Consider the following 18,940-nt stretch of genomic DNA (forward strand, 5'->3'; position numbering starts at 1 on the left):
TTATTGATGTGGCGCAAGCTTATTTCTGATAAATCTTGTCGAACTCGCCGCCATCGTCAAAATGTTTCTTTTGCGCTTGTTTCCAGCCGCCAAAGACGTCATCGATGGTGAACAGGGAGATCGGCTTGAAGCTGGCTGCGTATTTCTTCGCTACTGCGGCCGAACGGGGGCGCAAATAGTGCTTGGCGACCAGTTCCTGACCTGGCTCCGAGTACAGGTATTGCAGGTAGGCCGTGGCTTCCTTGCGGATGCCGCGGCGGTCGACCACCTTGTCGACGACGGCCACGGGCGACTCGGCCAGGATGGAGATGCTTGGATACACGACTTCGAAGTTATCGCCGAATTCGGCGCGCACCAGTTGCACTTCGTTTTCAAACGTCACCAGCACGTCGCCGATTTCGCGCTGCGTAAAAGTGGTGGTGGCGCCGCGGCCGCCGCCGTCGAGCACGGGCACGTTCTTGAACAGCTTGGTCACCAGCTCGCGCGCCTGCGCTTCGCTGCCGCCTTTTTTCACGGCATAGCCCCAGGCCGCCAGGTAGGTGTAGCGGCCGTTGCCCGAGGTTTTCGGGTTCGGCACGATGACCTTGATGCCCGGCTTGGCCAGGTCGTCCCAATCCTTGATGTGTTTAGGGTTGCCTTTGCGCACCAGGTACACCATGGTCGAATAAAACGGCGCCGCATTGTTCGGGAATTTCTTGGCCCAGTCGGCCACCACGAGGCCGCGGTCGACGAGGATGTCGATGTCATTCGCCTGGTTCATGGTCACGACGGACGCTTCCAGGCCATCGGCGACGGAGCGCGCCTGCTTGCTGGAACCGCCGTGCGATTGCTTGATGGTAATGGTTTCGCCCGTCTTGGCTTTCCAATCAGCAACAAATGCGGGATTCACATCCTTGAACAGTTCGCGCATCACGTCGTACGAGGCATTCAGCAAGACCACGGGTTCGGCGGCGCTGGCAGCCATCGGCAGGCTCATGGCGGCAGCGGAAGCGGCCAGGGCGCTGGCCAGGAACCAGCGGCGCGAGCGTTGGGTGAGTGTCGCTGCGGCAGTCGATACGGCGTTGGAATGGGTCATGTTGAACTCTTGTTGTGAGAATAGACAGTCATAGTCTAAAATTCCGGCCGGAAAAGAAACGAATTTTTCGTAATATGCTTAGATCCGATTCCCGTTTGCGCTAAAAAACAGATATCGATTTCTGGAAACATTCGTGGGCAAGATGCGCATCAGCACTTAGTCTGCAGGCAGGGCGCCATAGGCAAATCCGCCCCGTGGCGTGGCGCGAAAAAACCCGATTGCGCCGCTTGGTGTATAGTCGAATCGCGCGATACAGGGGTAAAACCGTCTGCATCGGCAACTGGAATATTTTGTGAGCGTACATGAGTCTTGAAATTCGTATTGCAACATCGACCGACGCTTTCGAGGCGTGCAATGTATTACGACGCTCCATCGTCGAATGCTGCAGCCTCGATCATCGGGACGATCCGGCCATCCTGGAAGCCTGGCTGGGCAATAAAACACCGCAGATGGTGGCGTGCTGGTTTGCGTCGCCTACCAATTTTTCGCTGGTCGCAGTCGAGCAGGGCGCCGTCGTCGGCGTCGGCCTGCTGACGCGCGCCGGCAAGCTGGCCCTGTGCTACCTGCTGCCCGAGGCGCAAGGCCGTGGCGCCGGCAAGGCGCTGGTGGCGCAGCTGGAAGCGCAGGCGCGCGAATGGGGCATCAAGGCCCTGCAACTGCACAGCACGGCCAGCAGCCAGGCCTTTTTCGTCAAGCAGGGCTATATCGAGGCGGGCAATGTGCGCTCGCCGTATGGCGTGGAAACGATTTTTTGCTGGAAACAGATTGATCCCGCGGGTCTCGCTAGCGGCGACCCCAAGCGCAAGCGTTTTTGCAACTGCAATTCGGCCTGACGGCTTTTCTGCACTTCAGCCCGCCCATCCGGCGGCGGGCCATTTCCTTCCTTTGAATATTTCCCTTCAGTAACTGATCTGGATATACACGCCTTGTTGCGCGCCATCGCTCGCCTGCAGCAAGGTGCCGTTCGCAAACAGTTTCAGTTCGCCGGGCGCGAATGCCAGCCAGTCCTCGTTTTGCGTCAGCGGATGCGTGGCGATGACGGCGATGCGGTCGTCCAGGTGGTTGTGCTGGCGAAAATCGATGCTGCGCTCGCAGTCGATCAGTTGCGCCACGGAAAACGGGTATTCGCGTATCACATAGTGCAGATGCGTGGAGCAGTGGGCAAACAGCAGTTCGCCGTCCGACAGGATGAAATTGAACGTGCCGTGCGCGGCGATTTCCGTGGCGACCTCGGCGATGGCGGCGCGCAGCGCGGCGCGCGCGGGTTCGCCGGCGGGAAACTGCGCGCGCAAGCGGGCCAGCAGGTGGCAGAAGGCCTGTTCGCTGTCCGTGTCGCCGCTGGCGCGGTAGTGGGCATTGGCGGGGGCGCGCCACGTTTTCAGGTCGCCATTGTGGGCGAAGGACCAGGTCTTGCCCCACAGGTCGCGGGCGAACGGGTGGGTGTTTTCCGGGGCGATGCGGCCCTGCGTGGCTTTGCGGATGTGCGCGACGATGTTTTTCGCCTTCACGGGATGCCGCTGCACCGTGGCGGCCAGCGGCGAATCGATGGCCGCCAGGTGATCCGTCAGCAAGGTGCAGCCGCTACTGGAATGATAGGCGATGCCCCAGCCGTCGCGGTGCTCGTCCGTGCGTCCGCCCCGCTCGGCAAAGCCGGCAAAGGAAAAGCCCAGCGCGGCCGGCTTGCTGCTGTTCATTGCGAGTAACTGGCACATGGCGGCCCTTCCTGATGGTATCGGTACACGCCCACAGTAAAGGCCGGGGCAGGGCGCTGGAACGAATGTTTCCAACTATTGATATGCGCTGGCCGTTGCCGTGACCTTATTCGCTGGACGCATATCAAATGGTGAAACCATTCGTTCTCCTTTGGTTCGACCTGCCTTAGTCTGCACACTTTGGCGCCGCCTGCCCCACGAGAGCCGGCGGCGCAGCCCGATGAAGGAGCACGTATGCCATTTCCCGTCCTGAAAAACTACCTGGCCCGTTTGTCGCACCAAACCCAGGCCGGCACCAGCGTCTGGCTCGACGGCGAGGGCAGGGCGCTGGGGCGTTTTTTCAATTGCACCATGACCAGCGCCTTCCAGCCGCTGCGCGAACTCGACAGCGGCAAGCTGGTGGCGTTCGAGGGGCTGGCGCGCAGCGTGTCGAAGGCGGACGAGGGCTTGTCGCTGTGGCGCCTGCTCGATCACGCGGCCAGCGACGACGAATCCGTGGAGCTGGACCGCCTGTGTCGCATGTTGCACGCCATTAATTTTTTCCGGCAGGCGGAAGCGGAGCAGTCCGACCTGTACCTGAACGTGCACGACCGCCTGCTCAGTGCCGTCAGCAGCAATCACGGGCACGCCTTCCAGCGCATCCTCGACGCGCTGGGCTTGCCCATCGAGCGCATCGTGCTGCAATTGCCGACGGTCACGCCGAACCAGGGCTGGCTGCTCAACTACGTGGCCGACAATTACCGGCGCAACGGTTTCCGCCTGGCCATCAACGTGGCCAGTGTGCAGGAGGCCACGGGCATGCTGGAGCGCCTGCACCCGCATGCGTTCAAGCTTGACGCGGGCAACCTCAGCGACGAGCAAGCCGTTGCCAGCTTCGTCACCGTGTGCCATGCGGCGAAGATCCGCGTCGTCTTCAAGCGCCTCGACACGCCGGCCGCGCTGGCCGCGCTGCAGCGCGTCGCCGCCATCACGGGCTTGCCCATCGTGGCCCAGGGTTATCTGCTCGACAAGCCTTTGACGGCGCTGGCGCAGGCAAATCGGGACGCGGTGGCCAGCGCGGCCGCCGCCTAGGGCGTCCAATGCTGAAATGAGGGCGGCACGATAGGCATTGAGGGTTTTTCTTCGCAGCACAATACGCTATAGTATTCCCATCGTTACATTGGACTGACTATGGCATCGCGCAGAAATTTTCTACACCACGGTATGGGCCTGGCCGCGCTGGGCCTGGTAGCCACCCCGCTCATCGGCTGCGCCTCGCGCACGGCCGCTCCCGCCTCCGCTTCGGCCGGCGCCAAGCCGCGCGCTCCGCGCACGGGCGTGCCGCCCCAGCCCACGCAGCTGGCCAGCGTCGACCGCTCGATCACTTCGCAGTCGCGCCAGGCGATCACGGAAATGGAACCGCCACCCGACATCTTCGATGCCCAGGCGCTGGACCTGGAATTCTGGCTCAAGCCCCGCACCCTGGAAGTGGTGCGCCCGGCCAGCAATGAAAAAGCGAAATTGCTGTACTGGAAAGATGGCGAAGTCATCGATTCGGCCTACCAGGAACTGTGCCACTTGCTGCGCGACGTGAACGGCAAGAAGACGGCCCCCATCGACCCGAAACTGCTGGAAACCCTGTGGGGCACGCAAGCGTTCGTGGCCCGCTACGGCATCGAGCAGCCGCTGGAAATCCTGTCGGGCTACCGCACGGCCGAATCGAACGGCAAGCTGCGCGAAGCGGGCGTGCCGGCCGCGCGCCAGTCGCTGCACATCTCGGGCCGCGCCGCCGACATCCGCGTGGCGAATCTGAACGCGGAAGTGCTCGGTTCGCTCGTGCGCAGCTTCAAGCAGGGCGGCGTGGGCTTCTATTACCGCTCCGGCCCCCGTGGCGGCTGGATACATGCCGATACGGGATTGCAGCGCGTCTGGAAAGGCTAAGACTTTTTAGTCGTAGTGGTAGGGCGGCTCCGGCACGCTATCGGTGCCGGCGCGCCGCCATGCGTCGAAATTCACGGGGCGCTCCCAGAAAATGCGCCAGCCCAGGCGCTGGCTGGCCTGCACCTCCGGGTGCGCCTGCAGATAGCCGTCGATAAAGCGCGTAAAGTCCGATACATAACCGCTGCGGCGGTAGGGAAGTCGATGCGGCATGGCTGCTCCTTTCTTGCCTGGCCTGGCTTTTGACCTCTGGCGCACGCAAAAGTGCCGGGCTCTCTTCCATGAAACTCTCCAGCCATAACATCGAACTGTTCCTGGCCGTCGTCGACGGCGGCTCGTTCTCGGCCGCCGCGCGCGCCTTGCGCCGGGCGCCGTCGGCCGTCAGCATGGCGATGGCCAACATCGAGGCGGAACTGGGTATCGCCCTGTTCGACCGGGGCGCGCGCGAAGCCGTGCCCACGCCGGCCGCGATGGCGCTGCTGCCCCACGCGCGCCTGATCGCCGAGCAGCTGAAGCAGTTGCACCTGCACGTGCAGGAATTGTCGCAGGGGCTGGAAAGCCGCATTTCGCTGGGCATCGCGGCCGAACTCGACCATACGCCCTTCCTCGCTGCCGTGCGGGCGCTGTCGCAGCGCCATCCGCTGCTCGACATCGAAGTGCTGACGGCGCCGCAGGACGACGTGCTCGACATGCTGCACCGGGGCCGCATCAGCGCCTGCATGGCCTTCGCTGGCGGGCGCATCAATCACGAGGAACAGTTCCAGCTGGTGGGCAGTGATGCCTTGCTGGCGATTATTTCCACCCAGCATCCGCCCGACGCGGCGGGCCGGCCCCTGTATATCGAGGAATTGGTGAATTTGCGCCAGATCATCGTGGCCAGCCGCGAACTCGACCTGGCCGATGCGCGCCCCGTGGTGGGGCTGTCCTACTGGCGCACGGACAGCTTGCCGATGGCGCTGGCGATGGTGGAAGCAGGTTTGGGCTGGGGCAACTTTGCCGCCTCGGCCATCGCCCATTCTCTGGCGGCGGGGCGGGTGCGCCGCGTGGCGTTCAAGAATACGGGCAATGGCCTGGTCGTGCCCATCCACCTGGTATGGATGAAGGACCGGCCGCTGGGCATGGCGGCGCGGTCCTTTCTTCAGTTGCTCAGCGAAGCGGCTTGAACGTCAGCAGGCTCTTCCTTCGGCTGCTGCGCCGACAGGGGCACGCCGAACAGGCCGTCGAAGAAGTAGTTGAAGATGAAGCTGTAGCAGGGAATGATCAGCATCAGCGCGAAATCCAGCACGAACGCTTGCCACAGGCTGATGTCGAGCCACCAGGCGATCAGCGGGATCAGGTAGATGACGAGGGTGATCTGGAAGCCGATCGCATGCAGGATGCGGCGCCAGACCGTGCGCGTGCGCGACACTTGCCGGATTTCCCAATATTCGAAAGCCGTGTTGTAGAGCAGGTTCCAGATCACGGCGATGGTGGTGATCATGATGGCCAGCGGGCCCGTGCTGGTGGGCGATTCGCCCGAAAGCAGGGTCAGCCAGGCCGTGGAAATGGCCATGCCGATGATTTCAAAGGCCGTGACGTAGACGATTTTGCGTTTGATGCCTTGCATGTAAAACCTGTAAAGAAGAGATGGCGCGTATTTTAAGTCAGTCATGCTGATGTTAAAAGTTAATAGCTGTCAGTTTTTCTGATGCATTGATGCGCGTAATCGCATGTTGCCCAGGAACGGGGGATAATGGCGGCTGGCGGGCGAACGCTCCCCTGCATCACCGCAGAACATCACCGCAGAACATCACCGCAGAAAAGGCAACGAGCATGCAAGGCGCAGCAGACAGCAACATCCCCGACACCCCCGCCAGCGCGGACGAACGTCCCCGTTTCCGCCCCCGTCCGTGGGAACACCTGGAAACGCCGTACGACGTGGAAGTGTGGATCGAGGAACATAACCGCAGCATGCAGGACAATATCCGCGCCACGGAAACGGGCGTGGGCATCTGCTTTACCCTGGCCGAAGGGGGCGATATCTATATGCAGACCAGCGCCGATGGCGCCGTCGTGCTCGACGTGACGCCGGACGCGGCCTGGGTCGCTCCCCTGATCAGCGCGGCCACGGGCTGCGAGACGCCGGACTCGTCACTGTGGATATTGCCTGACGATAAGCTGATTCAGCTCATCGTGGGACTGTCCAGCCTGGTCGCCAGCACTTTGCTGGTGGTCGGCCATGATTTCGGCTTGCGCCGGCGCGGCATGGGGCTGGGCCGCTGAGCGGCTTGTTGCAGAACAGTTATCCATGGCAGGCATGGCTCGACACTGCGCGTGGCGCGTGCTAGTCTCGCTACTGCACCCACCTTGTTGCCTGGGCGGCGGTGCAAAGGACAGCCATGGACACACCACCGCTAGCGGTACCTGCTCCGGATTCCTCCCCGCGCGTCCACGACGGCGTGCCGCGGCATGCCGCGCCCCTGCTTGATGATGGCGTCTTCAGCCCGGAGCGGGTGAAGGCCGAACGCGAGCAAGCCTATTTCAACGATTTATACCTGCTGGCGCCCGTCGCCTATTTCGTGCTCGGCCTCGATGGCGCGATCGTGCAAGTCAACCTGGTGGCGGCCGAGCTGTTCGGCCTGGCGCGCGAGCGCCTTGGCCACGTGCTGTTCCGTTCCTATGTGCACGAAGCCTTCCGCCACGATTACGAGCGGTTCGTGCAGCGCGTGCTCAATAGCAGCGAGCCCGAGCGCATCCAGCTGCAGGTGCAGCTGCCGCCGCCGCGTCCCGGCGCGCGCGAGGCCGGCTTGCCCGTCAGCCTGCTGGGCAGCGCCGATCCGAATGGCCAGGCGCTGCGCCTGGTGCTGGAGCAGGCCGAGGGCAAGCTGGCCGTGCTCGAACGCAGCGAAGAGCGTTTCCGGCGTATCGTGCACAGCGCCGAGGAAGGCATCTGGGAAATCGATGCGCAGGCGCTGACCAGCTTTGTCAATCCGAAGATGGCGCACATGCTCGGTTGCCGGATCGAGGATATGCTGGGCCAGCCGTTGGCTGCCTTCATGGATGAGGAGGGGCGCGCCATCCTGGAGCGCAACATTGCGCGGCGCCAGGATGGCATTGTCGAGCGGCACGAATTCAAGTTCCTGCGGCGGGACGGCAGCACCTTGTGGGCCACCCTGGCCACCAATCCCATCTTCGACTCCGGCGGCAGCTATCTGGGCGCGCTGGCGCTGGTCAGCGACATCACGGCGCAGCGCGCGGCGTCCGAGCGCATCTGGCGGCAAGCCAATTTCGACCAGCTGACGGGCTTGCCGAACCGCCACATGTTTCTCGACCGCTTGCAGCACGAGGCGGCCCATGCCAAACGCGAGGGCGGGTGCCTGGCCCTGCTGTTCATCGACCTCGACCATTTCAAGCAGGTGAATGACCGCCTGGGCCACGAGAAGGGCGACATGCTGCTGCGCCAGGCGGCACGGCGCATCAGCGAGCACGTGCGCGTCACCGATACGGTAGCGCGCCTGGGCGGCGACGAATTCACCGTCATCCTGGCCGGCGTGGGGCAGCTGGGCGGCATCGAGCGCGTGCTGCAGGAGCTGACGGCCGCGCTGGCCCTGCCTTTCCTGCTTGACGGCGACTCGGCGCAAGTGTCGGCCAGCGTGGGCGTGGCACTGTATCCGGCCGACGCCGAGGCGCCGGACGCCTTGCTGCGGCATGCCGACCAGGCCATGTATGCGGTCAAGAGCGGCGGGCGCAACGGCTACAGCTATTTCACGCCGGCCTTGCAGCAGGCTGCCGAACTGCGCCGCAACATGGTGCGCGAGATGCGCCTGGCGCTGGCGCAAGACCAGTTCGAAGTGCATTACCAGCCCATCATCCGTCTGCGCGATGGCGCCATCGAGCGGGCCGAAGCGCTGCTGCGCTGGCGCCATCCGCTGCGCGGCTTGCTGGTGCCCGCCGACTTCATCGCCTTTGCCGAGGCGAACGGCCTGATCGTCGATATCGGCGAATGGGTGTTTCGCCAGGTCGTGCGCCAGGCGCGGCAGTGGCAGGACGAGCTAGGCGCCGTATTTCAGATATCGATCAACAAGTCGGCCGTGGAGTTCCGCTGCGATGCCGCGCTGTACCAGGACTGGGGCAATGCCCTGGCGCGGGCGGGCCTGGCGCCGGGCGCCATCGTCATCGAAACCACGGAAGCGGTGCTGCTCGACGAGGCGCGCCAGGTGGCCGACCGCCTGCGCCAGTTCCGCGCCATGGGCCTGGCCCTGGCGCTCGACGATTTCGGCAGCGGCCAGGTGTCGCTCGCGTGCATCAAGAAGGCCGATATCGACTTTCTCAAGATCGACCGCTCGCTGGTCGCCGAACTGGGCCGCGACGGCGCCGGGCAGGGGCTGTGCGAAGCGATCATTGCACTGGCGCATAGGCTGGGGCTGAAAGTCGTGGCCGAAGGCGTGGAGACGGCGCCGCAGCGCGATGTGCTGCGCGCCGCCGGCTGCGATTATGCGCAGGGATACTTCTTTTCCCGCGCGCTGCCGGCGCAGCAACTGGCCGCCTTGATCGCGGCCTGACAAGGGATGCTCAAGGCACGGGGGATGCTCAGGACACGGCGGCGCGGCCCAGGCCCATCCTCAGCTTGTTGCGCCAGGCACGCACGGTGCGGCTGACGGTCTGTTTCACGTCAAAGGCGATACTGCCGCCCAGCACCTGGCGCAATTGCCTTGCCTGCTTCTTGCGGAACTCGCTGCGTTCCTGTGCCGCGGCGGCATCGCGCCCGCCCTGGCTGTCCCGGGGAAGCGGCATGGCCGCCAGCACGTCCTGCCACGGATGGAAGAGCGCCCCCAGCAAGGTCGCCCGGATTTCCTTGCGCAGCCGGCGGCCCTGCAGCAATGGCAGATTGTAGGTGTCCTTGACGATCCCGATGAAGACGTGGCACAGCGCCACGTCGAAATACAGGCGGCTGCCGGCGTTCAGGCCGCTCTCGGCAAAGTGGCGGCGCGCCGGCAGCAGGGCGGTGGACAGTTCGCGGAACGACTTGACGCTGCTTGTCTTGCTGATGCTGCCGTCGCGCTGGCGGTAGTTGATAATGCAATGCGGCAAATAATACAGGTTGTCGCAGCTGTCGAGCAGTTGCGGCAACGCAGTCACATCTTCATAGACGCGCCCTTGTGGAAAGACGGGGGCCGTCTGCCGCAAGTAAATTTCGCGTCGGAAAATCTTCGACCAGACGAACATATGACATTCGTCAAAATAGGTATTGAGTATTTCGTCTTTACTTGTCGTCAAGACATGCGGCGCAAAGGCCGTGGTGATCCGCTTGTTTTTCGACTCGCGTTGCGGATACCAGAATTGCAGGTCGCAGGCGATGACATCGGGGCGCGCTTGACGTATCACGTCATCGAGGGCATCGAGGGAAGCGGGCAACAGGATGTCATCGCTGTCGACGAAGGCGATATAGTCGCCGCGTGCCAGCGCCAGGCCCTGATTGCGGGCCGCTGCGACCCCCTGGTTGCTTTGCTCGAAGATAGTGATGCGCAAGTGTTCGAACTCTTGCTGCAAGCGCCGCAGCTCTGCCAGCGTACTGTCGCTGGAGCCATCATCAATGACGATCAGCTCATGGCATGGCCGCATTTGCGTGGCAATGGCCACGATGCTGGCGCGAATATAGTCTTGGACATTGTATGCAGGAACAATGAGGCTTAGCGAGATGGTGTCGGTCATGGATAGGTGCGCAATGGAAGTGGCGCTATCTTGACTGAATTTCTTGTTTTTGTGAAATGAAATTTCCTGCCGTAACTATTGATGCCGCATGCGTCCGGCAATTGCGCCGCCGGACCAGGCTTATTCCAGGCCCAGCAGGGCGACGACTCGTTCGCGGCTGATGCCTACCAATGCCGAGCTGATCGCCAGCAGCGATTCATAGCCGGGCTGGCTGGCCTTTTCCGTGAAGTTTTCCGCCAGGGTATCCATGCTGACGGCCACTTGCACCGGTTGTGCGCGGGCAACCCTTCCCGTGGCTTGCGCCAGGGCCAGGCTGACGGCGCTGCGCGCCGCCTGCAACTGCGCCAGCGCCTGCACCACTTGCTGCAAGGTGGCGCGCAGGGCTTCCGTGTCGCCCGTATGCCATTCTTCCGGGGCGATGGCGGCCGGCTCCACATCCGTGCGCACGCGGCTCATCTGGCCCGTCGGATAGCGGATGCCGCTGCCGCGCACGGACAGGCTGTCGCGCACGTTGGCCCAGGCGGCTTCCGAGGTGCTGAACACCAGCTCGCCATTCTCGCCCAGCTTCACGCCTATGCCTGAGGGCATCAGTGCGCGGTCGAAGCGGGAGACGATGTCGTTCGCGCTCAGGCCAGGTTCGATATTCACCGAGCGCAAGGCCTGGTTCGCGCCGCCGACGGAAAAGGCCAGCACTTCCTGCGGGCCTTCCTGCAGGCTGGCCATGGTCAGGCCGCGGATGCTGAAGTTCTGCTGTGCCGCCTGCGGGCTGGTATAGCTGAGCTGCGCGTCGAGCGTGCCGCCCGAGGCGCTGGCGCGCTGGCGCCAGGTATTGCTGAACTGGCGTACTCTTGCCTCGACTTGCCCCTCGCGGCCCTGGCGCGCGGCCAGCTTGGCCGCCAGTTCGCTTTTCAGCGCTTGCAGCTGGCTGCTGCTGCGTTCCAGGTAGTCGAGGGTTTGTTGCGCGTTGGAAATTTCCCCCTGCAACTGGTGATCCCAGTTGCTCAGGCCACGCTGCAGGCTCGCCGTCGAACTCCTCGCTGCCGGCGCCTCGCTGCGCGCGCTGGCGCTGCCTTTGACCGCGGCGGACGCGTCATCGACGACGCGGGCGGTGCCGGCGCCTTTGGCGGCAACGCCGGAAGAGGAGGAGGTCTGAACGATTTGCATGATGGTCAGAGAAGATCAAACAGGGAAATGGTGCCAACCTTGGCGTAAGCCTTGTATGTTGCCTGCAGGGCCGTCTGGTAGCCGGTCAGGTCGATGGCGGCCGCGCCCATGTCGGTCTTTTTCAGGTCCAGCAGGGCCGAATTGTTCGACAGCGAGACATTGGCCAGGTTGCCGGAGAGCGTAGTGAGGATGTTTTGCGCGCCGCCGAAGATGGCGATCTTGCCGGAAAGCAAATCCATGCCATCATCGGTGCCGCCGAGGCCGTCGCTGACGATGGCGCGCACGGCAGGGTCGTTGGGATTGACGCCCGGCGCGCTGAGGGTGGCGATGACCTTATCGATCTTGTTCAGCCACACCTCCAGGTTCTTCACGTCGACGTTGGCCGCCTGCGACACGCCGTTGCCCACCACCACGGTTTGCGTGTCGGTATTGCCGATGTAGCTGTAGCGCGAACCGGCGTTTGCCGCCGAGTCGTATTTGATCGCGGGCTGGTCGGTAGCGGTGCCGGAAAACATGTAGCGGCCTTCCTGGTCCTTCAGGTTGGCCGTGTACAGCACGCTGTCGCGCATGGCGGTCAGCGATTGCGTCATCGCATTCAGGTCGCCGGGCGTGTTGCTGCCGTCGGCGGCCCACACCAGCAGGTCGCGCGCCTCGCCCATGTCGGTGACCATGCTCGACAGGTAGTTTTCGTTTTTCAGCAGGCGCACTTTGACCGTGGCGATATTGTCCTGGTACTGGGTCACCATGGCTTGCTCGCGCGTCAGGCGCGAAATGCGCACGTTGCCGATCGGATCGTCCGATGGCAGCTGGATGCGCAAGCCCGACGACATCTGCTGCGTCAGGAAGTTGATGCGTTCCTGGTTTTGCTGAAGCGAAATATTGATCAGCGATTGGTACTGGCTGCTGGCGACACGCATGATCTTCTCCTTAACCCATCATTTGCAAAGTGGCATCAAACAAGGTATTTGCCACGGAAATGACTTTCATGTTTGCCTGATACATATTCTGGAATTCGACCAGGTTCATCGCTTCCTCGTCCTTGTTTACGCCGCTGGTGGATTTCCAGTCGTCGATGGCTTGCGCGCGCACCGTGGTGGCCGTTTTCAGCAAGGCCTGGTTCTGCTGGCTGTAGATGCCCAGCTTGCCGACCAGCTGCGTATCCGCGTCGCTCATCAAGACATCACCCACCCAGCTGACGTTGATCGACTGATTCTTGATATCGATCAATTTTTGCAAGTTGCCGCTGTCGCCGGCGGCGCCCGTCAACGACAGGGCCAGATCCTTGGCGTTGAAGCCTGGAGTAATGCTCAGCTTGCCATTCGCGTAGGCCAGCAGTGGACCACCGGGGGTACCAGCCATGGTTTTTCCCAGTGCCAGCTGTGCGTTGACCTTGCTGGTCAGCTGGGTGGCCATGTCTTGCAGCGACTGTTGCAGCGGTTTCAGGGTATTTTTTTCGAATTCGCCCAGGCCGCCCATCTGCCCGCCGATGGCTGCCAGATCGAGGGTGTACGTCGACTTGGCGAAATCAAGGCTCAGGGTTTGCTCGCCCGAGTTCGTCATGGTGCTGGTCAAGGTGCCGGCCAGGCTGCCGATGACCAGCGGCTGGCCCGACTTCAGCGAGACATTGCGCGAGCCGTCCGGCTGGTCGAGCACGTCGATGCCCATTTGCGAGGCCAGGCCGTCGATCAGCTGGTCGCGTGCATCCATCAGCGACGACACGTTCGTGCCCGAGGCCGTGGAGGCGCTGATGCGCTGGTTCAGTGCGGCGATATTGGCCAGGGCAGTATTGGCTTGCGGCACGATCGCTGCGCGTTGTTGCTGCACCGACAGCAACTGGTTGCCCATGACGGTGCTGATGCTGTTGAAGCGCTGCGCCATGGCGTCGGCGGAGGTGATGATCTGCTGGCGCAGCGGCGTCGAGGTCGGGTCGACGGCCGAGGCGTTGAGGGCGGCGAAAAAGCCGTCGATGCCGTTGCTGATGCTGGAGGCATCGTCGCCCATCACGCGTTCGAGCTGCGTCAGATAAGGCTGGGTCTGCGAACGGGCGCCCTGGTCGGACGCGGCACGCCACATTTGCTGGCTTTTATAAGCATCGGCAAAGCGCAGCAGGGCGGACACTTCCACGCCATTGCCGGCCGAGCGTACGCCGGCGCTAGCGCCAAGCGAGGACAACAGCACGCCTTGACGGGTATAGCCCGCCGTTTGCAGGTTGGCGATGTTCTGGCTGGCCGCATTGAGTGCGGCCTGGGCGGCGATGCTGCCTGACAATGCATTGCTGATGATGCTCATTGGGCAAGTTTCTTTCGTGAAGAGTGTGGCGCATGCGGGTGGGCAGGCATTGAATCGTTGTTACCTTGTACAGGCGACGCTTCAGGCCGATTTATTAAGCGACGCTGCAATATTGTCGGTTTTGACAGCGCTTTTGCCAGTGACGTTGGCCGAAACGGGTGCGCCGGCCGCCGGCAGCAGCTGGCGCAGGATGGCGTCGGCGATGCCGAAGGCGCGCTGGCCGGCCATCTTGTCGGCCACCAGGTTGTCGGCCATTTCCAGCATGTCGCTGTTGATGGGGTCCTTGAAGACGCTGTCCTCGCCCGCCATCTCGCGCGTGCCTGAACGCATCTGGCGCAGCATGTGCGAGATGAAGAAGGCTTCGAACTTGACGGCCGCCTCGGTGGCCTTGGCCGCATAGCGGGGATCAGCCGGCGTGGCGGCGGCGGGGGTCTTGTCGTCGAGCGCCGAAGGCAGGGCGCTGCTGCTGTCATTTATATTAAGCATCAGATAACCACCAGTTCGCCTTCGATGGCCCCGGCCTGGTCGAGGGCTTGTAAAATTGCCATGATGTCATCGGGCGAAGCGCCCAGGCTGTTGACCACGTCGATGATCGATTGCAGCTTGGCGCCGGCCGGCCATTTGAACATATTGCCGTTGCCCTGGTCGACGGACACCTTCGATTGCGGCGTGACGGTGGTCTGGCCGCGGCCGAACGGCGCCGGCTGGCTGACGGCCGAACTCTCGGAAATGACCACTTTCAGCGAGCCGTGCGTGACGGCGGCCGCTTTCACGCGCAAGCCTTCGGCGATGACCACGGTGCCTGTGCGCGAATTGAAGACCACTTTCGGCGTGTCGACGCCCACATCGACGCTCAAGGCTTCCAGCTTGGCCATGAAAGCCACGCGCTGGGTCGGGTTTTCCGGCGCCAGCACGTCCACGCTGGTGGCGTCGCGCGTGGTGGCGACGGCGCCGAAGCGGCGGTTCACGGCTTCGACGATATTGATGGCCGTCTCGAAATGCGGGTGGCGCAGGTTCAGGGTGACGGAAGGCTTGGTGGAAAAGTCGCTGAGAATCTCGCGCTCGATGTTGGCGCCGTTGGGAATGCGGCCCGAGGTGGGCGTATTCACGGTGACGGACGAGCCGCTCTTGCCGGTGGCGTTGAGGCCGCCGACGACCACGTTGCCTTGCGCCAGCGCATACGTTTCATTGTCGGCCGCGCGCAGTTGCGTCAGCAGCAAGGTGCCGCCGCGCAAGCTTTTCGCATCGCCCAGCGAGGAGACGGTGACGTCGATGGACTGGCCACGGCGGTATCCAGGCGGAAACACGGCGCTGACCATGACGGTGGCGACGTTCTTGCTTTTCGCTTCGGCGCCGTCCGGCATCTTCACGCCGAACTGCTTGAGCATGTTGACCACGGACTGGCTGGAAAACTTCACCTGGGTGGTGTCGCCGCTGCCGTTCAGGCCCACGACGAGGCCATAGCCGACCAGCGGGTTGTCGCGCACGCCCTCGATGCTGACCAGGTTGCGCAGCACTTGCGCGGCGCTGGCGGGCAGGGCTAAGCCGGAGAGCACGGCCAGCATGGCTGCCAGGGGCAGGGCGGAACGAAATTTCATGAGCTCACCTTAAAACGGCATCCATGGGCCGACGAAGAAGCGCGTCAGCCAGCCTGGTGTATTGGCTTCGGCCAGGGTGCCCTGGCCGGAATAGGCGATTTGCGCATTGGCGATGCGCAAGGACGATACCTGGTTGTTGGAATCGATGTCGGCTGCGCGCAGGTAGCCGCGCAGGCGCACGAATTCCTCGCCCTGGTTCAGGGTCAGCGTTTTTTCGCCCTGTACGCGCAGCAAGCCGTTCGGCAGCACTTCCTGCACGATCACGGTGATGGCGCCGGACAGCGCATTTTGCTGCGTGCTGGTCGAGTCGCCGGCGAAGTTGCGGTCGGCCGACAGGTCGATGCCCGTCTTGGGGAAGGTCTTGCCGAGGATGTTGGCCGCATTCACGCCGACGGAGGAACCCTTGTTGAACGACGTGCCGGCCTTCTTGCTCGCTTGCGTGGTTTCCTGCAGGGCCACCGTGACGACGTCGCCCACGCGGAAGGCGCGGCTGTCCGAAATCAGGTCCAGTCCCGCATCGGGATTGAAGACGCCGCCGCCCACGCCGCCGCGCGCAGCGCTGCGCGGCGCCACGGGCAGCGGCGTATCGGAAAAGCTGGGCGCCACTGGCGCGGCCGGCTGGCTGGCGCAACCGGCGATCGACACCAGCAGCAGAGCCGCCGTGACTTTCATGGCGACCGTCATCAGCGTGCCGCTTGCGCCAGGTATTGCAGCATATTGTCGGCGGCCGACAGCACCTTGGTGTTCATTTCATAGGTGCGCTGGGCAGCGATCATGTCGACCATCTCTTCCACCACCTGCACGTTCGAGCCTTCCAGCGCGAACTGTTTCAGCTTGCCCAGTGCGCCTTCGCCAGGACGGCCTTCCGTCGGCGTACCGCTCGATGCCGTTTCCTGGAACAGGTTTTCACCGAGTGCCAGTAAGCCGGTCGGATTGACGAAGCTGGTCAGGTTCAGCTGGCCCAGCTGGGTGCCGTTGACATTGCCCGGCACGGTGGCCGTAACCATGCCGTTTTCGCCGATGGTGATCGCCGTGGCATTGTTCGGTACGGTGATCTGCGGCACCAGCGGCAAGCCCTGGGCGTTGACCATCACGCCGTTTTCATTGATGCCCAGCTGGCCGGCGCGCGTGTAGGCCGCTTCGCCGTTCGGGCGCAGCACTTGCAAAAAGCCATTGCCGGTGATGGCGACGTCGAATTCGCGGCTCGTCGTTTGCAGGCTGCCCGTGGTAAACACCTTTTGCGTGCCCACCATGTGCGTGCCGTTACCCAGCTGCACGCCCGACGGCGACAGGGTATTGTCGGCGCGCTGCGTGCCCGGCTGCTGTTCGACCTGGTAGAACAGGTCTTCGAAGACGACGCGGTCGCGCTTGAAACCAACGGTATTGACGTTGGCCAGGTTGTTCGCGATGGCTTGCAGTTTGGCATCTTGCGCCTGCACGCCGGTCTTGCTGATCCACATTGCTGGATTCATGATTTACTCCTGGTAATTGGTTGGCGTGGGGCTTAGGCGCCCAGCAGGCGGTTTCCCGATTCCGTCATGGAATCGCTGGCCTTGAATACTTTCATTTGCATCTCGAAACTGCGGTTCAGGCTCATGGTGGCGACCATTTCCTCGACGGCAGAGACGTTGCTGCCTTCCAGGTGGCGGTCGCGCAGGCGTACCGTCGGATCGGCCTGCAAGTCTTCGCCGCCGCGCGCCACGATCAGGCCCGCCTCGTTCTTCGTCAGCTCGCCCGCTTCGGCATTGACCAGCTTGAGCTTGTCGACCGTCTGCATTTGCGCGGTGCCCGGCACCTGGATGGAAATCGTGCCATCGGCGCCGATCGACAGGCTGGTGTGTTCGGGAATCGTGATGGGGCCGCCTTCGCCCAGCACGGGCCGGCCGTTGATGGTCAGCGCGCCCGTTTCATCGAGGTCCATGGCGCCGGCGCGCGTGTAGGCTTCGCCGTTTTGCCACTGCACCGCGAGAAAGCCGTTGCCCGTGATGGCCACGTCGAGCTCGCGTCCCGTCTCCTTGATGGCGCCGGTGCGCGTGCCGACGGCGCTCGACTGCGTCTGCGTCATGTGGCGGTCGTCGTAGCCATAGCCGTTCTGCAACGGCTGGGCCGTCGATACCTCGAGATTGGCGCGGAAGCCGCCCGTTTCGATGTTGGCCAGGTTGTTGGCGTGTACCTGCTGTGCCCGCAGGGCACGGTCGGCCCCGCTCATGGCGGTATAAATCAGCGCATCCATTGCTCTTTACCTTTGCGTATCGTGGATTACAGCGCTTGCATCAGCGATTGCAGCATGGCGTTCTCGGTCGAAATGACCTTCGAGTTCGCCTGGTAATTGCGCTGCGACGTCATCAGGCCCACCAGTTCGGAAGTGATGTCGACGTTCGACTGTTCCAGCGAGCTCGTCACCAGTTTGCCGGCCATGCCCACGCCCGGACGGTCATACATGGCGGTACCGGAGGTGGTCGAGGCGACCCAGCTGGTATCGTTGACGGCCGTCAAGGCGCCTTCGTCGGGGAAGGTTGCCAGGGCGATCACGCCGATGCTTTGTTTCTGGCCATTCGTGTATTTCGCCACGACGGAGCCGTCATCGGCCAGTTCCACGCCCATGTAGGTGCCCGAGGCATAGCCGTCGGCGCGGTCGGTCGAGGTCGTGGCTTCACCGGCGAACTGGGTGGTGCCCGCGTAGTCGATGGCGACCGTCATCGGCGCGGCGCCAGCCGGCGTCGGCAGCACTGGCGACGCGGTCGTGCCCGTCAACAGCTTGCCGTTCGTGTCGAAGGTCATGCTGGTCACCGGCGTCACATCGGCGTTGTCGAAGGTGTAGTGCACGTCCACGCCCGTTGCCGTCTTGACGAAGTACTGGCCCAGCGAGTGCTTGGCGCCCAGCGAGTCGTAGACGATCGAGGACTTGGCGCTGTTGTAGCTCAGTTCGTTGGTCTTGCTGAACGGCGGGGTTTTCACGGTCCATTCGGACGACATGTTGGCGGCATACGCCAGCTTGGTCGTTGCCACGGCGGGAATCTGGCCCGTCGGAATGTTCATGTCGCCCATGGTGCCCAGAGTGGTGCTGCCCTTGACGGCGGCGTAGCCCTGCACCAGGCGGCCGTTCGAGTCGATCAGCTTGCCATCATTGCTGGCCGAAAAGATGCCGACGCGGCTGTAGATCATGGTGTTCTGTGCATCGCGCGTGACGAAGTAGCCGCGGCCGTCGATGGCCGCGTCGAGCGCGCGGCCCGTGTTGAGCACGCCGCCATTGAGCGACATGCTTTGCGTCAGCGAACCGATTTCCGTGCCCGTGGCGCGCGACCCGGCGTACATGGCCGAAAAGTTGGCGCGGCTGCTCTTGAAACCGTAGGTGCCGGCATTGGCGATATTGTTACTGGTGCTGTTCAACTGTTGGTTGATGGACTGGATACCGGACAGGGCGATGTCGAAACTCATGTTGACTTCCTTTAGTGAAGGAGGAGATTAGTGTTCAGGAACGAAGGGGAGAGCGG

At 63.1% G+C, this 18,940-nt stretch carries 20 protein-coding genes; 6 read left to right on the plus strand and 14 right to left on the minus strand.

Features of this window, described 5'->3' with window-relative positions:
* Nucleotides 1-19 precede the first annotated feature (19 nt).
* Nucleotides 20-1,075 (minus strand): sulfate ABC transporter substrate-binding protein, encoded by a 1,056-nt coding sequence (locus AC07X6_RS22835; protein ID WP_494792504.1) that lies wholly within the window; start codon nucleotides 1,073-1,075, stop codon nucleotides 20-22.
* 302 nt (nucleotides 1,076-1,377) lie between these two features.
* On the opposite strand from AC07X6_RS22835, the gene AC07X6_RS22840 reads away from it, so the two are divergent.
* Nucleotides 1,378-1,908 carry a GNAT family N-acetyltransferase gene (locus AC07X6_RS22840; protein WP_494792505.1) on the plus strand — a complete coding sequence of 177 codons (531 nt, stop codon included), beginning with the start codon at nucleotides 1,378-1,380 and terminating at the stop codon, nucleotides 1,906-1,908.
* Nucleotides 1,909-1,974: 66 nt separating this feature from the next.
* Here the strand turns inward: AC07X6_RS22840 and AC07X6_RS22845 are convergent, their stop codons facing one another.
* Complete coding sequence (locus AC07X6_RS22845) at nucleotides 1,975-2,787, minus strand: class II glutamine amidotransferase (RefSeq protein ID WP_494792506.1); 813 nt, start codon at nucleotides 2,785-2,787, stop codon at nucleotides 1,975-1,977.
* Between the two features lie 234 nt (nucleotides 2,788-3,021).
* Between AC07X6_RS22845 and AC07X6_RS22850 the strand changes: the two genes are divergently transcribed.
* A complete protein-coding gene (locus AC07X6_RS22850) occupies nucleotides 3,022-3,858 on the plus strand; it encodes an EAL domain-containing protein (protein ID WP_494792507.1) in 837 nt (278 codons plus the stop codon).
* 99 nt (nucleotides 3,859-3,957) lie between these two features.
* On the plus strand, nucleotides 3,958-4,707 hold the full coding sequence (locus tag AC07X6_RS22855; RefSeq protein WP_494792508.1) for a YcbK family protein: 750 nt from the start codon (nucleotides 3,958-3,960) through the stop codon (nucleotides 4,705-4,707).
* Nucleotides 4,708-4,713: 6 nt separating this feature from the next.
* On the opposite strand, the gene AC07X6_RS22860 is transcribed toward AC07X6_RS22855, so the two are convergent.
* Nucleotides 4,714-4,917 carry a DUF3460 family protein gene (locus AC07X6_RS22860; RefSeq protein ID WP_230541873.1) on the minus strand — a complete coding sequence of 68 codons (204 nt, stop codon included), beginning with the start codon at nucleotides 4,915-4,917 and terminating at the stop codon, nucleotides 4,714-4,716.
* 68 nt (nucleotides 4,918-4,985) lie between these two features.
* Between AC07X6_RS22860 and AC07X6_RS22865 the strand changes: the two genes are divergently transcribed.
* A complete protein-coding gene (locus AC07X6_RS22865; RefSeq protein WP_474290782.1) occupies nucleotides 4,986-5,867 on the plus strand; it encodes a LysR family transcriptional regulator in 882 nt (293 codons plus the stop codon).
* Here AC07X6_RS22865 and AC07X6_RS22870 read toward each other — a convergent pair.
* Entirely contained in the window at nucleotides 5,843-6,310 is a 468-nt protein-coding gene (locus AC07X6_RS22870; RefSeq protein WP_070291265.1) for a PACE efflux transporter, read from the minus strand. The two genes, AC07X6_RS22865 and AC07X6_RS22870, sit on opposite strands and share 25 nt — an antisense overlap.
* A 206-nt stretch (nucleotides 6,311-6,516) precedes the next feature.
* Between AC07X6_RS22870 and AC07X6_RS22875 the strand changes: the two genes are divergently transcribed.
* Together AC07X6_RS22875 and AC07X6_RS22880 are read left to right on the plus strand one after the other, a co-directional pair.
* Nucleotides 6,517-6,966, plus strand: coding sequence for a hypothetical protein (locus AC07X6_RS22875; protein ID WP_230541875.1), 450 nt, complete (start codon nucleotides 6,517-6,519; stop codon nucleotides 6,964-6,966).
* Nucleotides 6,967-7,082: 116 nt separating this feature from the next.
* Nucleotides 7,083-9,245 carry a putative bifunctional diguanylate cyclase/phosphodiesterase gene (locus AC07X6_RS22880; protein WP_494792509.1) on the plus strand — a complete coding sequence of 721 codons (2,163 nt, stop codon included), beginning with the start codon at nucleotides 7,083-7,085 and terminating at the stop codon, nucleotides 9,243-9,245.
* Between the two features lie 28 nt (nucleotides 9,246-9,273).
* Here the strand turns inward: AC07X6_RS22880 and AC07X6_RS22885 are convergent, their stop codons facing one another.
* From AC07X6_RS22885 to AC07X6_RS22930, 10 genes are all read right to left on the minus strand, one after another.
* Nucleotides 9,274-10,395 carry a glycosyltransferase family 2 protein gene (locus AC07X6_RS22885; RefSeq protein WP_230541877.1) on the minus strand — a complete coding sequence of 374 codons (1,122 nt, stop codon included), beginning with the start codon at nucleotides 10,393-10,395 and terminating at the stop codon, nucleotides 9,274-9,276.
* 120 nt (nucleotides 10,396-10,515) lie between these two features.
* The gene (locus AC07X6_RS22890; protein ID WP_494792510.1) at nucleotides 10,516-11,559 is read right to left on the minus strand and encodes a hypothetical protein; all 1,044 of its coding nucleotides are present in this window, start codon (nucleotides 11,557-11,559) and stop codon (nucleotides 10,516-10,518) included.
* 5 nt (nucleotides 11,560-11,564) lie between these two features.
* Nucleotides 11,565-12,476: a flagellar hook-associated protein FlgL gene (gene flgL / locus AC07X6_RS22895; RefSeq protein WP_230541879.1), complete on the minus strand. Its 912-nt coding sequence runs from the start codon at nucleotides 12,474-12,476 to the stop codon at nucleotides 11,565-11,567.
* 10 nt (nucleotides 12,477-12,486) lie between these two features.
* Entirely contained in the window at nucleotides 12,487-13,848 is a 1,362-nt protein-coding gene (gene flgK / locus AC07X6_RS22900; protein ID WP_230541880.1) for a flagellar hook-associated protein FlgK, read from the minus strand.
* Nucleotides 13,849-13,929: 81 nt separating this feature from the next.
* The gene (locus AC07X6_RS22905) at nucleotides 13,930-14,334 is read right to left on the minus strand and encodes a rod-binding protein (protein WP_494792511.1); all 405 of its coding nucleotides are present in this window, start codon (nucleotides 14,332-14,334) and stop codon (nucleotides 13,930-13,932) included.
* Entirely contained in the window at nucleotides 14,334-15,446 is a 1,113-nt protein-coding gene (locus AC07X6_RS22910) for a flagellar basal body P-ring protein FlgI (protein WP_230541882.1), read from the minus strand. Before AC07X6_RS22910 ends, AC07X6_RS22905 begins: the two co-directional genes overlap by 1 nt.
* 9 nt (nucleotides 15,447-15,455) lie before the next feature.
* Nucleotides 15,456-16,130, minus strand: coding sequence for a flagellar basal body L-ring protein FlgH (gene flgH, locus AC07X6_RS22915; RefSeq protein WP_494792512.1), 675 nt, complete (start codon nucleotides 16,128-16,130; stop codon nucleotides 15,456-15,458).
* The gene (gene flgG, locus AC07X6_RS22920) at nucleotides 16,130-16,918 is read right to left on the minus strand and encodes a flagellar basal-body rod protein FlgG (protein WP_170909686.1); all 789 of its coding nucleotides are present in this window, start codon (nucleotides 16,916-16,918) and stop codon (nucleotides 16,130-16,132) included. Before flgG ends, flgH begins: the two co-directional genes overlap by 1 nt.
* Nucleotides 16,919-16,950: 32 nt before the next feature.
* Nucleotides 16,951-17,679 (minus strand): flagellar basal-body rod protein FlgF, encoded by a 729-nt coding sequence (gene flgF, locus AC07X6_RS22925; RefSeq protein WP_230541884.1) that lies wholly within the window; start codon nucleotides 17,677-17,679, stop codon nucleotides 16,951-16,953.
* Between the two features lie 26 nt (nucleotides 17,680-17,705).
* Nucleotides 17,706-18,884 carry a flagellar hook protein FlgE gene (locus AC07X6_RS22930; protein ID WP_230541885.1) on the minus strand — a complete coding sequence of 393 codons (1,179 nt, stop codon included), beginning with the start codon at nucleotides 18,882-18,884 and terminating at the stop codon, nucleotides 17,706-17,708.
* Nucleotides 18,885-18,940 lie beyond the last annotated feature (56 nt).

The sequence above is a fragment of the Janthinobacterium sp. GW460-12-1-14-LB5 genome (assembly GCF_059423585.1).

Coding starts and splice junctions, on each gene's coding strand:
- AC07X6_RS22835 (WP_494792504.1), bottom strand. CDS start 1,075: ATGACCCATTCCAACGCCGTATCGACTGCCGCAGCGACACTCACCCAA.
- AC07X6_RS22840 (WP_494792505.1), top strand. CDS start 1,378: ATGAGTCTTGAAATTCGTATTGCAACATCGACCGACGCTTTCGAGGCG.
- AC07X6_RS22845 (WP_494792506.1), bottom strand. CDS start 2,787: ATGTGCCAGTTACTCGCAATGAACAGCAGCAAGCCGGCCGCGCTGGGC.
- AC07X6_RS22850 (WP_494792507.1), top strand. CDS start 3,022: ATGCCATTTCCCGTCCTGAAAAACTACCTGGCCCGTTTGTCGCACCAA.
- AC07X6_RS22855 (WP_494792508.1), top strand. CDS start 3,958: ATGGCATCGCGCAGAAATTTTCTACACCACGGTATGGGCCTGGCCGCG.
- AC07X6_RS22860 (WP_230541873.1), bottom strand. CDS start 4,917: ATGCCGCATCGACTTCCCTACCGCCGCAGCGGTTATGTATCGGACTTT.
- AC07X6_RS22865 (WP_474290782.1), top strand. CDS start 4,986: ATGAAACTCTCCAGCCATAACATCGAACTGTTCCTGGCCGTCGTCGAC.
- AC07X6_RS22870 (WP_070291265.1), bottom strand. CDS start 6,310: ATGCAAGGCATCAAACGCAAAATCGTCTACGTCACGGCCTTTGAAATC.
- AC07X6_RS22875 (WP_230541875.1), top strand. CDS start 6,517: ATGCAAGGCGCAGCAGACAGCAACATCCCCGACACCCCCGCCAGCGCG.
- AC07X6_RS22880 (WP_494792509.1), top strand. CDS start 7,083: ATGGACACACCACCGCTAGCGGTACCTGCTCCGGATTCCTCCCCGCGC.
- AC07X6_RS22885 (WP_230541877.1), bottom strand. CDS start 10,395: ATGACCGACACCATCTCGCTAAGCCTCATTGTTCCTGCATACAATGTC.
- AC07X6_RS22890 (WP_494792510.1), bottom strand. CDS start 11,559: ATGCAAATCGTTCAGACCTCCTCCTCTTCCGGCGTTGCCGCCAAAGGC.
- flgL (WP_230541879.1), bottom strand. CDS start 12,476: ATGCGTGTCGCCAGCAGCCAGTACCAATCGCTGATCAATATTTCGCTT.
- flgK (WP_230541880.1), bottom strand. CDS start 13,848: ATGAGCATCATCAGCAATGCATTGTCAGGCAGCATCGCCGCCCAGGCC.
- AC07X6_RS22905 (WP_494792511.1), bottom strand. CDS start 14,334: ATGCTTAATATAAATGACAGCAGCAGCGCCCTGCCTTCGGCGCTCGAC.
- AC07X6_RS22910 (WP_230541882.1), bottom strand. CDS start 15,446: ATGAAATTTCGTTCCGCCCTGCCCCTGGCAGCCATGCTGGCCGTGCTC.
- flgH (WP_494792512.1), bottom strand. CDS start 16,130: ATGACGGTCGCCATGAAAGTCACGGCGGCTCTGCTGCTGGTGTCGATC.
- flgG (WP_170909686.1), bottom strand. CDS start 16,918: ATGAATCCAGCAATGTGGATCAGCAAGACCGGCGTGCAGGCGCAAGAT.
- flgF (WP_230541884.1), bottom strand. CDS start 17,679: ATGGATGCGCTGATTTATACCGCCATGAGCGGGGCCGACCGTGCCCTG.
- AC07X6_RS22930 (WP_230541885.1), bottom strand. CDS start 18,884: ATGAGTTTCGACATCGCCCTGTCCGGTATCCAGTCCATCAACCAACAG.